The following is a 15,082-nucleotide window of genomic DNA, read 5'->3' on the forward strand; positions in this document are numbered from 1 at the left end:
CTGTTTTTCCAGTACCAGTCGGCACCGCGGGCGGGACTCATCGACGCCGATGCCAGCCTCAAGTACAAAGATTTCGATGTGGGTTATGGCGGCAACCTGGGCGTCATTTACCGACCGGTGCCCACCACCACATTCGGTATTACCTACACCTCCAAGGTAGAGGCGACCTTTAAAGACGACCTGCGCCTGCGGGGTTTCGGGCCACTGTTTGAACCCGTGGTGGGCCGGCTGGATGAAACCCGCACGGAAATTGACCTGACCGTGCCCGCCACGGTTACCGCCAGCCTGCAGCAGGTTCTGCAGCCCGGTACCACCCTGTATGCCAACCTCGCGTGGCAGGACTGGTCCGAATACGCCGGTGTCGGTTTGTCACTGGATAACCCGGACCAGACCTCCGTGTTTGTCGACCGCGGATACAAAGACACCGGTCACTTCGCCCTTGGGGTAAGGCAGGAGTTTACCCGCGGGTTCCTGCAGGACTGGTATCTATCGACCGGCATTGCCTACGACAGTGATATGGCCAGCGACGCTACCGTGACCGCAGATACGGTTGTCGGTGAGGCCTGGCAATTCGGACTGGGCGGCGGCAAGGAACTGTGCCCCGGGGTTCACCTGGATATCAACTACAACCTGAGCTGGGCCGGCAATATTGGCATCGACCAGCAAGGACGGCCTCCGTTTAGCCCCCTTCTTGAGGGGACCTACAAAGACACTGCGCTGCATTTTTTTGGCGCATCGGTCCAGTTTGAACTCTGATACAGGCGTTGCGCCCGGCATGAAGGCTCTGCATCTCTCTTGCCTTTGCATGGCCCTGCTTGGTCCCCTCAGTTGGGCACAACAGGATGCCGCGACAGACAAAGTCAATACAGTAGCCACCGCGGAAGCCATTCAGATTGTCCGCGCCCTGGAGAAGCACCTGTCGGGCAAGTCCAGGCTGGCCTACGAAACCGAATTCACTTCCGACGTGGTGCTCGACAACGGCCAGAAGATCCAGATAGCAGGTACGACCCGGGTGTATTTCAAGCGCCCGAACCAGCTGATGGTGGAATTGCATAGCGACAGTCTGAGTCGACTGCTTTACCACGACGGCACGCTACTGACCGTCATTGCACCGGAAGAAAAGTATTACGGAACCATTGCAGCCAGCACCTCCTCAATTGATGCCCTGATGGGCGCGGCGAAAGAATACGGGCTGGAAATTCCGCTGGTGGACCTGATCGCCTGGGGAGTAAAGGGCACAGATGCACTGCCCGTGGAAAGCGCGGTGTATATCGGCGAGTCCGAGCTTCAGGGAGAGAAAGTCGACCACTGGGCATTTCGCGGGCCGCAGCAGGATTGGGAAGTCTGGGTAACCCGGGAAGAAGAACCTCTGCCACTAAAGATTTCCACGGTCAGTTACCGCGCATTCGGCCAACCCCGCTTTACCGCCACCATCAATTGGCAGGAGCGGACTTCAATCACCGATAAACTGTTTGTCCCCGATATCGACAAGGACTTCCACAAAATTCCGTTTAAAAAGCTGAACCCGGCTAAAGCGCCAACGGCAAGGGAAGTGGAAAATGACTGAGTACTTTCTTTCCAAACACCCGATCTTCGCCAGAACGCTAACCGCTGTCATTGTCGCGGGGGGACTGCTGTGGGTTGCTGGCGAATCTTTCGCGCGCCCGGGGTTTGGCGGCGGTCACTTTGGTGGCCCACACATGAATATCCACCCCGGATTTTCCGCTGGTAGGGGCATGCGACCAGTGCGCCCGGCGCGACCTTTAGACGGCGGCGGTCACAGGCCCGCTCCAGGTCACCGCCCGCGTCCGGAACATCGCCCGCCCCATGGCGGCGGCGGTGATCACCATGGCGGCAACGACCATCACCATGACGGGCATCATCACGGCCGCTACTGGCCATACCCGAGACCGGGTTACTGGGCAGGCGCTGCCACGGGAGCGGCCGCCGCGGCGATCATTTACAACCTGCCTGCTGGCTGCATCCAACGGGTCGTCAACGGCGTGGTCTATCAGGAGTGCGGGGGCACCTGGTATCGCCCCAGCTATGCCGGCACCCAGGTGGTCTATGAAGTAGTCCCCGCACCCTGAACAGGGAGTGCGATAATTCGCCGCTCATATCTGGGACTCGATCGGCAACCAGGATAGTAGCCACGACAGTGTACGCAGCCACAGGGTCGTCTCCGGGTCTTTGCGCTCTACCATCGGGTGGCCCTCTTCATCCTCCCCGTGCCACTCCAGCGCCCCCTTCGCCGACAGCCTCAACGCCCAGGCAGAATCCGGAGCAATCCACTCGGTAAACAGTGCGTGCAGCTGTCGATTGATCTCGGGATTTTCCATCAACAACCCGATCTCGGTATTGAGCAGCAGAGAGCGACCATCCAGATTGATCGAGCCGACAAAGCCGCGGTTGTGATCCATGACAAACGTCTTCGCGTGCAGGGTCGCCCTGGATTCCCCGCGAAACCACTGCTTGCGCCGCTTCTGCCCGGCTATGGTGCGCAGTTCCCAGATGTCGACTCCGGATTGCAACAACCGCTTGCGGTAGCGCGCGTAAGCACCGTGTACAACGGCCACATCATTACTGCTGAGGGAATTGGTGAGAATACTGACCGATACCCCCTGCATCTCCAGACCGGTAAACAGTTCCCTGCCGATAACCCCGGGAATAAAATACGCTGCGCTGATATTCAGGCGCTGGCGGCATTTGCGAATGATTTGTTCCAGCTGGTATCCGGGGTATTGGTCTCGCGGAATCCTGTCCGGTTGCAGCGCCTTCTCCGGAGGGTCTGCCAACAGAGTCCCCTTACCCCACTGGAAACCGACCTCCCCGTGCGACAGCGCCGTTGCCATTGCAGATTGCTCGAGCGCACGGGTAAATTCACTCTTGGCCTCGTCGGCCAGCAGCTTGCTGGTGCGTTTGCGCAACTCGTCGAGCCGGTGGGTGTCTTCGTCGGCGATCAGCAGTTGTGCCACCGGCACCGAAACGGGATTGTTCCAGTAGTCATCGAAAATCTGCCCGGCCTGCGGCAGCACCGCACCGATCGCCAGTACATCCACATCGAGAAATTCCACTGAAGACTTTGCGAAATAGCCATCGGCAATATTGCGCCCACCGGTGATCATGGCCAGGCCGTCAGCAATCAGGAGTTTGTTGTGCATGCGGTGATTGATGCGACCCAGATTTACCGCCTGTTCCAGCAGCCGGCGCACCCCACTGCGCCCCTCTACCGGATTGAATACCCGGATATGCATATTGGGGTGGCGGTCCAGCGCCAGAACCCAGGGGTTGACCACACGGGTTCCGAGATCATCCACCAGCAGCCGCACGCGAACGCCGCGATCCGCCGCCTTCAGCAACAGGCTGGTCAACAGGCGGCCGACGCTGTCGTCTTCGTAGATGTAGTATTTGAGATCGAGGGAGACGCTCGCCTCTTCAATCAATACCGCGCGGGCAACAAATGCCGACAGGCCATCGTCCAGCAGGTGAAACCCCGACGCACTGGCGGAATGACCGGCGGCAGCCGCCCGGATACCTTCCGCCAGGCGGGAATCTGATGCCGCACGGAGGCGGGTGGAGGCTTCTCGCTGATCGGTGGCCATCGGTGTGCCTGGCTTGCGGTTTGCAGATGTGGAGACGATTGCCCGCACACACCGGCTGCGGCGTGAGAAATACGGCCAACCCTACCGTTCCAGTCTAGTCGCAGAAGCGCAGCACTACCCTGCTACCAATTCCTGTTCGTCACTCGCCTGCGCCCGTGTCACCGGCGGGTAGAAATTGAGGATTCCGTCATCCAGCGGTCCCGCCAGCATAATTTTCTTGTCGCGTTCGTAGTCATTCAGCAGACGCCACGGATAGCGCGTACCCTGGCGCGGCAGAATCCCGTCGGCGCGCTGAACGTATCCGGATCGCAGCGCCGCCATCACCGACTCGTCGGCCACACAGCCTTCGCGGTCCACAGGCAGGAAGACGCTCTGTTTCTGCTCCTCGAGGTAATTCAGCAGGCGACAGATATAGCCGGCAGACAGGTCGGACTTGAGCGTCCAGGCGGCATTGGTATAGCCGAAGACCCAGGCCATATTCGGCACACCTTCCATCAGTACACCCTTGTAGGTCAGGCGGTTGCGCATATCTACCGGCTGACCATCGACAGACAGGGACATGCCACCAAGTAACTGCAGTTTCAGGCCGGTGGCCGTCACCACGATATCGGCCTCCAGTTCTTCACCGGATTTCAACCGCATTCCGCTTTCGGTGAAGTGGTCTATCTCGTCGGTCACTACCGCGGCGCGCCCTGCTTTGATCGCTTCGAACAGATCTCCATCCGGAACCGCACACAGTCGCTGGTCCCACGGCTGGTAAACCGGAGTAAAGTGCCGCATATCGGCGCTGCCAGCCAACGCCTTCCTCACGCCGCGCAACATCAACCGACGCATCAGGTTTGGCCAGCGTTTGGAGACCTTGAACAGGAGGCGATGCAGAGTCAGGTTGCGGCGGCGGGCGAAGCGATACACCCAGGACTCCGGCATCAGTCTTTTCAGCAGCCCCAGCAGGCGGTCACGCCCGGGCATGGACAGGATGTAGGTAGGCGAACGTTGCAACATGGTCACCCTGGCGGCCTTTTCCGCCAGCGCCGGCACTAGGGTAACCGCCGTGGCACCACTGCCGATCACCACAAGCTGCTTGCCGGTGTAATCCAGATCCCCGGGCCAGTGCTGCGGATGCACCAGCTGGCCACGATAATTTTCCGTGCCGGTAAATGCCGGTGCATGGCCCCGGGCGTAATCGTAGTAGCCGGTGCAGGAGATCAGAACCCGGCAGCGATAGGTCACAGCTTCGCCGTTGAGCACTCCGGTCAGCGTCCAGCGCTGCTCCGCGCTGCTCCAGTTGGCAGACTGGAGATCAACCCCAAAATGAATCTGCTCGGTGACCCCGTATTCTTCTGCGGTTTCCTGGAGATAGTTGCGGATAGACGGCCCATCGGCCAGCACCTGGTCGCCATTCCAGGGCCGAAAACTGAAGCCGAAGGTGAACATGTCGGAGTCCGAGCGGATTCCCGGGTAGCGGAACAAGTCCCAGGTGCCACCGAGGCGGTCGCGACGCTCGAGAATCGCGAATTGCCGGTCGGGGCAGTGCTGTTTCAGGTGGCAGGCGGTACCGATACCGGACAGGCCGGCACCAATAATGAGGGTATCAAACTGTTGCTGTTGCATCGCGCGGACTCTGGGGACGTTATTGTTCTGTCCCCAGTGTCGCGAGTTTTCGTCGCGTTGTGAAGTCAATATGGGCCGATGGTGTCCCCGACCTCGGAAGGCCGGCACAAACACAGCGACAGGCTGCGTTTGTGCCGTGATGCCGCCCTCGACTCAGGCGGGCACCGACCTCAGTTCCCGGCGCAGGATCTTGCCCACCGTGGATTTGGGCAGTTCCTTGTGCAGCACAATCTGTTTCGGCACCTTGTAGGCCGTCAGCTGGGTGCGGCAGAACTCGACAATTTCCCGCTCCTCAACTTCGCCATCCATCACCAGGTGCGCACACACTGCCTCGCCGGTCTGTTCACTGGGAACCCCGACAACCGCGGCTTCTACCACCTGGGGATGACGGCACAGGACGTCTTCCACCTCATTGGGGTAAACGTTGAAGCCGGACACGATAATCATGTCTTTCAGGCGATCCACGATCCGGATATTGCCATTAGGCTGGATCAGGCCGATATCGCCCGTGCGGAAGAATCCATGCTGGATAGCCTTGGCGGTCTCTTCCGGCCGGTTCCAGTAGCCGAGCATGACCTGCGGGCCGCGCACCACCAACTCGCCACTTTCCCCCGGGGGCAGCGGATTGCCGTCTTCGTCCCACACCTGAACTTCGGTATCTGCGAGCACCGTGCCCACGGCGCCCACTTCCTCGCGGCCGAATTCGTTCAGGCAGATCACCGGTGATGTTTCCGAAAGGCCCCAGCCCTCGGTTACCGGGCAGCCGGTAACCTGTTGCCAAAGTTCCGCGGCATTGCTGGTCAGTGCGGTGCCACCGGAGAAAGTCATTTTCAGTCCGCTGAAATCCAGCTGCTGGAACTGCGGGTGGCGGCACAGCCCCACAAACAGCGTGTTGAGGCCCGCGAGTCCGGTGAAACGAAACGGCGCAATTGCCTTTACGAAGCCGTCGATATCCCGCGGATTCGGAATCAGGACATTCATGCTGCCCATGCCGAAAAAGGTCAGCATGTTCACGGTAAACGCGTAAATATGATACAGCGGCAGCGGACACACGAAGATCTCTTCGCCTTCTTTCCCACGCTGCAGAATACGCGCCAGCATCTGCCCGGTATTCGCCAGCAGGTTCGCGTGGGTGAGGCTCGCGCCCTTGGCGACACCGGTGGTACCGCCGGTGTATTGCAGTACGGCAATATCGTTGCGTGCCGCCGTGCTCTCCTGCAATTGCAGACAATCCGCGCCGCGCTCGATTGCCGCAACAAAACCGTGGTAACCATCCGGTACCGCTACCGGCTGACCGAGCAGGTCTGCGGGCCCGGTGACCAGCACATGCTCGATCCCGGTGGACGCCTTGATTTCGTCGAACTTGTCGAGAAAATCCGCCAGGATCACCAGCGCCTTGGCGCCGGAATCAGAAAACTGGTGCTGCATTTCCCGCGGCGTATACAGCGGATTGGTATTCACCACCACCAGTCCGGCACGCAACGCCGCATAGGCGGCAATCGGGAACTGTGTGATATTTGGCAACTGGATGGCAATGCGGTCACCAGCCTCAAGTCCGCATTCATGTTGCAGCCACCGCGCCAGGTTGCGGGAATATTCGTCGATCTCGGCGAAGGTCACGCTCTTGCCGAGGCAGTGGTAAGCGGGCAAATCGGCGTAGTGTGTCAGCTTCTGCGACAAATATTCCGCCAGGTTGTTGTACTGAGTGTTCAATACATTTTCTGTCATTGTATTTGCTCCAGTGACAGAGCGGGCACCGTGCTACCCGCTGCTCGAGTGATCCGTTAAAGTGCTCCGGTTGTTAACCCGGACCGTAAATTCAGAAGGAAGCCGAAAAAGTCAGACCGACGTAATCCCGGTCCGTGCGAGCCAGCGGCGTATTGCCACTGCCCGCCCAGTGAAGGTCGACGGTATAGCGCTGATCGTACTCTGCGCTAAGTCCGAGGGTGCCCTGCTGGCGCCCCTCCACAAAGTTACGATCCCATGACCAGCCCCGCACATCTGCGCCATACATAAGATACGGTTTGACTACCAGGTTCTCGACCAGCTCCGGATACAGAAGTTCTGCGCGCAAACGGTAGCCCCAGGACAGTTCAGAGGTAAACCCATCGGCACTGCAGGCGAACTTCTGATACGCCGCTACCGGGGCACCCAGGGCACAACCCACGGCACTGCCGTCGGCAAAGTCGGTGCCGTAGACGTCCAGCTTGTTATAGCGCCGCTCGCTGAGTGGCGGCAGGTCGTGCATGTATTTCAGGCCGGCTTCCGCCACCAGTACCAGTGCACGTGACCCCAGCACGTTGGGGATAGGCTGGATGGCGCCCAGGGAAAGCTGGGATATCTGCCGCCGGTCGTACCCCTGGTACACAGAACCCGGCGCAGCATTGATCGCGTCGTCACCCAGGGTAAGGGGCTGACCGATCACCGAGGCAAGGAACTCCGGACTGCTGGCAAATGCCGGGATCAGGTCTCCGGTTGCCAGTTGCACCGGTTGATTGGGGCGGTAGCTCAACTCGCCGAAAAGCTGGGTGGCCTGGAACAGATCGGAATGGAAGCTGATACCGAAGGTACGGATATCTTTCGGGTAGTCGACAAAATAATTACCATTGCCCTCCAGGTTCGCAGGATCCTCCAGCGGGTTGCGCCAGCCGGTACCCGGGGTTTCGTGGGTACTGACAGTCAGGCTGGCAAATGGCTCGCGCGAATGGAGGTTCATGGCAAAGACGCCAAACTCGGTATTCAGGCTTTCCGCCTTGTACTTTAACGAAACACCGAACTGGCCGCCGTCGCGTGCCTCACGATCCTCGCCGCGTGCGATATAAAGTCGCGCGGCACTGGCCACAATTTCATCGGGCCCCTGCGGATAAGCGCCGACACAGGACGACTCGATATAGTCGTAGCCGGAGAAGGCAGTACCACATCCATCCAGCACGGTTCGACGCCACTGCAACTGATAAAATGTTTCCAGCGCAAGGCTGCCACTCAGCGCGTACTTGCCATATATCATCGGTACCGACAGGCGCAAGCGGGTACCGGGCATGCGAAGTGCCGCGACATCATAAGGATTTACCCCATTGACCCCGTTCTGGAAAAACAGCCCCTCGCCCCACTTCAGGGTCTTACTGCCGACGCCGAGATGCAGGTCCTGCTCGCCCAGCTTGAAATCGCCGTAGGCATAAGCTTCGATGCGGTAATCCCGCAGCGCGTCGGCACGGGAATCTCCGAGCACAACGCCTTCACCGTATCCGGCGGCGGCGCTTCCGAAATCCACAGAGCGGTTCTCCAGCACCTGGTCGTACCAGAAGTTACCCCGCAAATTTAATCCAAGATTTCCACGCTTCAGCTTGAGTTCGCCACTGATCACCAGCGGCAGGGATGCAAGATCACCCTGCTCGCGGAAATTCAGGCGACCGTCGTCCATATCGCGGCCGAGGTTGGGATTGAATTCACCGGCAGCACCATAGCCGATGCGGTCGGCATTGCCCTGATAGATAAAGTCCGGATTGGGAGTCTCCGCCATCCACTGGGCGCCGATATTTACGCTGCCTTGCAGCTCTGCGGTTATGTCACCCAGTTCAAGTGTTTTTGCGTTTGCGGTAGTACAGGCGAGTGCCAGTGAAGGGATCAGGGTACGAATTGCGACACAGAGTTTCCTCTGCGGTTGACCGACCAGAAAATTGAAATACATCTTGCCATTCTCTCAATCATTATTTTTTTAGGCTCTGCAACGGTGAGCCAATCGCTACCAGATAACCATTCCTTGTCGTTTTCTATACTGGCCCGGCATAGGCGCGGGCCAGCCGTAGTTTATCTATTCCGTGTTTTCCAGGCCGCCAGAGCGCCACGGTTCCACAATCACCTTGATGTGTGAATTTGGTTGCATCAGAGTCTCAAATGCGGCGGGCACGCCGTCGATACCCACGGTGCCGGTCCACAGCGCTTTCCAGTTCACTTCGCCGCGAGCAATCGTCTGCAGGCATTCGGCAAACTCCTCTGGCGTGTAGTAGTAGGTAAACTTGATGTCCATCTCCTTTACCATTGCAAAGGCGAAGTTCACCTCGGTAGGCTCGGTATGCACACCTGTCACGATCAGGCTGGCGCGTTGCGGCGCACGGCGGATAAAACTGTCCAGCAGCGCGCGGATACCCGCACATTCAAAAATGATCACACGACCTTCACCGGCGAGCTCCGCGGCCGTTGCAACTTCGTCCTCTTCCATGGGGTTGACCGCTGTGCTCGCGCCAAACTCCTGCGCCATTGCCTGCGCGGTGGGCTGCGGATCGGAAGCGACAATTTTTGTGATACCGCGCAAGCGCAATGCGGAAATCACCGCGAGACCGATGGGGCCGCAACCGGCGACCAGTGCCACATCGTTCTCGCTAATATCGGAGCGATTGACCGCGTGCAGGCCCACAGCCAGTGGCTCCGTAATTGCTGCGGCCTGGGGCGAAACACCCTCCGGCAGCGGCAGCATCAGGGCTTCGTCCAGCAGGAAAAATTCCGAGTAGGCGCCGTGAATACCGGGGGAAACACCGATACCGGCACCGTTCTCGGACATCAGGATCGGTACACTGGTAACGCGACTGCCGACGGGGAGTTCACCTTTCGTTTCCGGGCCGTACTCCACTACCTCGGCAGCAAATTCATGACCGAGCATGATATCGGGTTTGGCCTCAAGCTCGGCAGGCAGCATGCCCATCTGCTGGTAGAGTGAGAATATTTCGTCGGTGTGACGAGCCAGGTGCAGGTCGGACCCGCAGATACCACAGGCGAGGGACTTCACCAGCACCTGTCCGGGGCCAGGCGTGGGTCGCTCGAGGGTTTCCAGCCGCACGTTGCCATCGCGCAACACAACAGATTGCATATTTGCCATAATATTTTCCGATTTTTTACTGGAGCAGGTACACAGCGCAGCACATCCGATTTTCCGGAACAGGCTACGCTGTTATGTTTGAGAGGAATTCAAGGGTGTTGAGATCCTCCCTTCTCCATCACGCTTCGTCGGAGTAACCCGCAGTAGACTTCGGTTTGATATAGCGCGGGACAATGCCCTGCGCCTTGGCCGCTTCCAGCATGATCGTTTCGATCCAGCCAGCATCCATCACATTCATGAACTCATCGTTTTCGTCAAAATTGATGTTTGCGCCGAATACCGCCATAAAAGTGTCGGTAATCTCAGTATTGGTCTCGGGAACCTGGAACTGGTGCACGGAACCGCCCGGTTCGTAGAGATAGCTACCGGCGGTCTGCGGCTGATCCGGATATTCGGTGTAGTGCCAGCTACCGGAAATGGTGTAAAGGTGCACGCAACCGGTGTGGAAATGTCTGGGCAGGACAGTACCCGGCTCGAACTGTACGCGAAGTACCCACACGCCGTTTTCGGTATCCAGGAAACAAGGCATTACGTGTACGCCCGGCAACGCATTCTTTACAAACGGCTGCTCGTCGGTATTGATGGTCAGCAGGGAGTCCTGCGAGTGAATCGGAAATGGAATAGTCATGTTTTGTTTCCTCTCATTTTACTTGCGCCACTCTTTATAAGAGTGATTTCTCTCAGGACTGGGCGTAAGCCTGCCGAATTTCCCGCATGGCCTCGTCCAAGGTTATTCTCGGCTGGTAGCCGAGCACAGATTTTGCTTTGCTCGCGTCGTACACGCTTTCCACACCGGTCAGTCGATAACCGAGCTTCGTCACCGGCGGCGCCTTTTTCAACCCGATCAACTGGCCGGAAAATTCCATTACCGGCGCCAGCAGGCGCGCGATAATATTGGGAATGCTTTTTGGTGCGGGCAGCGACAGCGTCTGTGCCAACGCGTCCAGATAGTGCTTCCAGGTAACGCCGTGCCCGTCGGAAATCACAAAAATTTCCCCATTGCCCGCGTTTTCGCGGCTGGCCGCCAGCAGCAGCGCGTCGATCAGGTTATGTACGTGCACCAGACCCGCATCCCAGTCACCGTCGCCCATCAGCGAGGGCTTTTCATCGGCGAGGAATTCGCGAAACCGGTTTACCCATACACTGCCAACGCCATATACGTTGGCCGGTCGCACGATGACCGCACGTAACCCGTGCTCGCGCACTGCCTCAAGGGTGACATCTTCCTGTAATTGTTTCGCGTATTCGTAACTGGACGCGGGCATGCCCCGCGGAGTCTCTTCATTGAGTATGCCCGTGCCCATAGCGCTGCCGAACGCTGCCACACTGGTGGTCACCACAATTCGCGCATTCCATTTCAGCGCGAGCAATATCGCCTGTTCAGTTCCGTGTACGGTGATGTCCACATGCTCCTGGCGCGCGCCCCAGTCACTGACCACAGCGGCAAGATGGAAGATGGTGTCGACTTCGCCAATTTCATCGACCAGCGCCGCGAGCGTGCGCACATCACCGGTAACGGTGCGCACCCGCCCCTCCCAGGCCGCCGGTACCGGCTCGCCTGCGAGCATCAGGGCAGTGACATTGCAGCCCTGCTCCAGCAGTTGCGCCACCAGGTGGCGGCCGATAAAGCCGCCGGCGCCGGTCACAAATACATCTTTCACTCCGGCATCCTCCAGTTAGTTTTCATTTCATTATCTTGGTTATTGTTGTGAGGCATTTCCGCGGATAGTCGAGTTAGCGGATACTTGATTTGTCGGACAGCCGAGCCGTCAATCAAAATTACTGCCGCGACACTTCAGTCTGCGAACGTCATCCGGCCTCAAAATGCGGTTACCGCAATGGCGAAGATGACTGCCCGCCTGAAGCTACGGCGCGGAAATACTCTCGGCCGGTAAGCCACCGGACGGAAATCGGGTTTGGGAAACAGGTGACGGCAGCGGTTGCTGTCCGCACCGGGAAAAATTCTGCAGGCCACACTGGGTTGACCCGGATTTTTGGAGTGACTCATTCATCGCTCGGTGTCCTCATTCTGTGTTTAGCGTTCAGCTTTATTTTTATGAATGCTGGGCCTTGGTCGGTCATTTCGATTTACCCTTGGCCACTACAGGAACGGGATTGAGAGTAATGGATCGTCACCGGATCGGTTTGATTTTTTGAGACACGCGCTTTGCAAATTGAGACAAAGGCGATAAGCTGCCTCGGAATAGTCACGAACCAGCGCCAGTAAACGACCACCGCATAACGCGGCCATTGAGCGATCCGAGACACGAGCATGACGGAGTTTGTCAGGGCCGGGGCCCTGTATGGGTTTGACGAGCTGACACGTAAACTTGGCGCAAACCCGGTCCAATTGCTGAAAGCCGCAGGACTCCCCGCGAGCCAGTTACGTGAACCCGACAACCTGATTCCCTACCAGAGCCTCGGGGCGTTACTGGAACTGGCGGCAAGGGAAACCGGTGATGACACCTTCGGCCTGCATCTTTCGACGGGACAGGGCCTGCATGTTCTGGGACTGTTCGGGACTTACCTTTCCCGCCAGGACAGCATCGTCGACGCACTGTCAGTCGGCGGCAAGCACGCACATCTACACGCCCAGGGCGCAATCCTTACGTTGAATCCCGCCACCAAAGGCCAAACCGAATTGCGCCTGGAAATAGTCCTCGCCGAAACTGGCCGCTACCCACAGCTGGAGGACCTGAGCCTCGGTATGATCTACCAGCTGGTGCGGGATATGGCCGGGCCGCAGTGGCATTCCAGCCGGGTATTTTTCCGTCACCCACCACCGGAAAATGGCCGGGATTTCTACTCCGAGGCGTTCTCATGTCCGGTGGAATTTAACGCAGAACACAATAGTTTTTTTATCGACCGGGAAACCCTGGACAAAAAGCCGCGTATCCTGGAAGGCCTGGTGGACCAGGTCATTTTCACCCAGTTCGAGCAGCTGAAAAGAGATTCGGAACATGACCTGACCCCGCTGGTAAAACACGCGATACTCGGCCTGTTGCCCACAGGGGACTGCAATAAAACCAACGTGGCGCTCTGCCTCGGTATGCACGCCAAGAAGCTGCAGCGCGCACTGGATGCGAGCAATACAAGTTTTCGCGAGTTACTGGAAGAAACCCGCAAAGAGGTGGCTGAAACAGCAGTTTTGAGCAGCAACATGCCACTGACAAATATCGCGCTGAATCTGGGCTATGCCGACCTCGCGGTGTTCAGTCGCAGCTTCAGGCGCTGGTTCGGGCTATCACCTTCTGAGGCGAGGGGTAATCAGCAGGTATAACAACCAGGACGATATCCACGACCGACCGGTATACGCTCCCTTCGCATTACGACCCATATTCTCTTCTATGCTTATTTAAACGTCACAGTATTATCTTTTCGACGTTTGCTATAGGAGGGTATTCCATGAAAAGACTGTGCAGGCCTCTCGCGTTGCTCGGGCTGTTTCTGGTCGGTACATCAATGGCCACTCTGGCCGCCGAGAAGCCCAATATCCTCGCCATCATGGTGGATGATGTGGCGCAGCTTTCCCTAAGCGCATACTCCCACGGCATGACCTACCCCACCCCCAATATCGACCGCATCGCCAAAGAGGGCGCGCTATTTACCGATCACTATGCGCAACCCAGCTGTACCGCGGGGCGCGCCGCCTTTCTGATGGGGCAATTGCCGGTGCGTACCGGCCTCACGACGGTGGGACAACCGGGTAACCCACTCGGTATCCAGGAGGAAGACCCGACACTGGCGGAATTCCTTAAAGCGCGTGGCTATATGACCGCCCAGTACGGGAAGAACCACCTAGGGGATCTGGACGAGCACCTGCCCACCAATCACGGTTTCGACGAGTTCTACGGTAACCTCTACCACCTCAATGTTTCCGAGGAACCCGAGCAGGCGGATTACCCGAAAGGCCCGGAATTCAAAAAGAAATTTGGCCCACGGGGCGTGATCGAGTCTTACGCGGACGGGCGCATCAAGGACACCGGTCCCCTGACCCGCAAGCGCATGGAAACCTTCGACGAGGAAATCCTGGAGCGCAGCCTGGACTTTATGGAGCGAGCCAACAAGGCAGGCAAGCCGTTCTTTATCTGGCACGCCACCAGCCGTATGCATGTGTATACCCACCTGAAGCCCGAAAGCCGCAATCTCGCCACCAATATCAGTAGCGAAGATGATGTGTTCGGCAGCGGCCTGATCGAGCACGACGGCCAGGTGGGCAAACTGCTGGACAAACTGGACGAGCTTGGCATCGCCGACAATACCATTGTCATCTACACCACGGACAACGGTCCTGAACAGAGCAGCTGGCCGGATGCCGGCACCACAAAATTCCGCGGCGAGAAGATGACGACCTGGGAAGGCGGTGTGCGCGTGCCGTTCCTGGTGCGCTGGCCGGGCCATATTCCCACCGGGCTGGAGCTGAACGGCATCTCCTCCCACGAGGATGTGTTCCCCACCATTGCCGCGGCACTGGGCGAACCCAACCTGCGCGAGAAACTGAAAAAGTCCGACAAGGTGTACATCGACGGTGAAAACAACCTCGATTACTGGACCGGGAAAAGCAAAAAGTCCGCGCGCAACAAAATCTTCTACTACTACGAATCCCAGCTGACCGCGTTGCGCGTCGGACCGTGGAAGATGCACTTTGCCACCAAGCCCGGTGGGCGCTACTACGAGGACATGGTCACCCACACCATGCCCAAGCTATTCAATCTGCGCAAAGACCCGATGGAGCATTACGACGGCATTACCGGCTTTCATCAGATCATGCGCAAGAGCTGGGTGATGCAGCCGGCAATCCAGATACTGAATGAGCATCTGGCCACCTTCAAGGAGTTCCCGCCACGCCAGAAGGCAGCGTCACTGAACATCAACAAGGCGATTGACGCGGCGATGCAGGTCAACGAAAACCGCTGATCCCGCCTCACAATCTCTAGTGCAAAAAAATAGTGCATAAAAAAGCGCGGCCGGATCTGGCCGCGCTTTTTTCATTCCC

Annotated in this window: 12 protein-coding genes; 5 read left to right on the forward strand and 7 right to left on the reverse strand. The window is 58.2% G+C overall.

Translation table 11 applies throughout. The features are described 5' to 3' along the window. The 3 genes from QZ511_RS05195 to QZ511_RS05205 form a co-directional block, all read left to right on the forward strand. On the forward strand, positions 1-756 hold a 756-nt coding region (locus QZ511_RS05195), incomplete at its 5' end, for an outer membrane protein transport protein (protein WP_295799984.1). A gap of 49 nt (positions 757-805) precedes the next feature. Next, positions 806-1,567, forward strand: coding sequence for a DUF2092 domain-containing protein (locus QZ511_RS05200; protein ID WP_295799986.1), 762 nt, complete (start codon positions 806-808; stop codon positions 1,565-1,567). Next, complete coding sequence (locus QZ511_RS05205) at positions 1,560-2,090, forward strand: hypothetical protein (RefSeq protein WP_295799989.1); 531 nt, start codon at positions 1,560-1,562, stop codon at positions 2,088-2,090. The genes QZ511_RS05200 and QZ511_RS05205 overlap by 8 nt, the downstream gene beginning before the upstream one ends. Before the next feature lie 24 nt (positions 2,091-2,114). On the opposite strand, the gene QZ511_RS05210 is transcribed toward QZ511_RS05205, so the two are convergent. The 7 genes from QZ511_RS05210 to QZ511_RS05240 all read right to left on the reverse strand — a co-directional run bounded on the left by QZ511_RS05210 (position 2,115) and on the right by QZ511_RS05240 (position 11,747). Further along, a complete protein-coding gene (locus QZ511_RS05210) occupies positions 2,115-3,602 on the reverse strand; it encodes a phospholipase D family protein (RefSeq protein WP_295799991.1) in 1,488 nt (495 codons plus the stop codon). A 114-nt stretch (positions 3,603-3,716) separates the two neighbouring features. Further along, complete coding sequence (locus QZ511_RS05215) at positions 3,717-5,213, reverse strand: NAD(P)/FAD-dependent oxidoreductase (RefSeq protein ID WP_295799994.1); 1,497 nt, start codon at positions 5,211-5,213, stop codon at positions 3,717-3,719. 153 nt (positions 5,214-5,366) lie between these two features. Then, positions 5,367-6,941 (reverse strand): AMP-binding protein, encoded by a 1,575-nt coding sequence (locus QZ511_RS05220; protein WP_295799996.1) that lies wholly within the window; start codon positions 6,939-6,941, stop codon positions 5,367-5,369. A gap of 91 nt (positions 6,942-7,032) precedes the next feature. Further along, positions 7,033-8,901, reverse strand: a complete 1,869-nt coding sequence (locus QZ511_RS05225) for a DUF1302 domain-containing protein (RefSeq protein ID WP_295800000.1) — start codon at positions 8,899-8,901, stop codon at positions 7,033-7,035. Between the two features lie 123 nt (positions 8,902-9,024). Further along, positions 9,025-10,086, reverse strand: coding sequence for a zinc-binding dehydrogenase (locus QZ511_RS05230; protein WP_295800001.1), 1,062 nt, complete (start codon positions 10,084-10,086; stop codon positions 9,025-9,027). Between the two features lie 118 nt (positions 10,087-10,204). Next, the gene (locus QZ511_RS05235) at positions 10,205-10,714 is read right to left on the reverse strand and encodes a 2,4'-dihydroxyacetophenone dioxygenase family protein (RefSeq protein ID WP_295800004.1); all 510 of its coding nucleotides are present in this window, start codon (positions 10,712-10,714) and stop codon (positions 10,205-10,207) included. A gap of 52 nt (positions 10,715-10,766) precedes the next feature. After that, positions 10,767-11,747: an NAD(P)-dependent oxidoreductase gene (locus tag QZ511_RS05240; protein ID WP_295800006.1), complete on the reverse strand. Its 981-nt coding sequence runs from the start codon at positions 11,745-11,747 to the stop codon at positions 10,767-10,769. 611 nt (positions 11,748-12,358) lie between these two features. On the opposite strand from QZ511_RS05240, the gene QZ511_RS05245 reads away from it, so the two are divergent. Beyond that, positions 12,359-13,366, forward strand: a complete 1,008-nt coding sequence (locus QZ511_RS05245; protein ID WP_295800010.1) for an AraC family transcriptional regulator — start codon at positions 12,359-12,361, stop codon at positions 13,364-13,366. A gap of 125 nt (positions 13,367-13,491) precedes the next feature. Beyond that, positions 13,492-15,003, forward strand: coding sequence for an arylsulfatase (locus tag QZ511_RS05250; RefSeq protein ID WP_295800013.1), 1,512 nt, complete (start codon positions 13,492-13,494; stop codon positions 15,001-15,003). Positions 15,004-15,082 lie beyond the last annotated feature (79 nt).

Source organism: uncultured Microbulbifer sp. (assembly GCF_913055755.1).
GTDB lineage: Bacteria > Pseudomonadota > Gammaproteobacteria > Pseudomonadales > Cellvibrionaceae > Microbulbifer.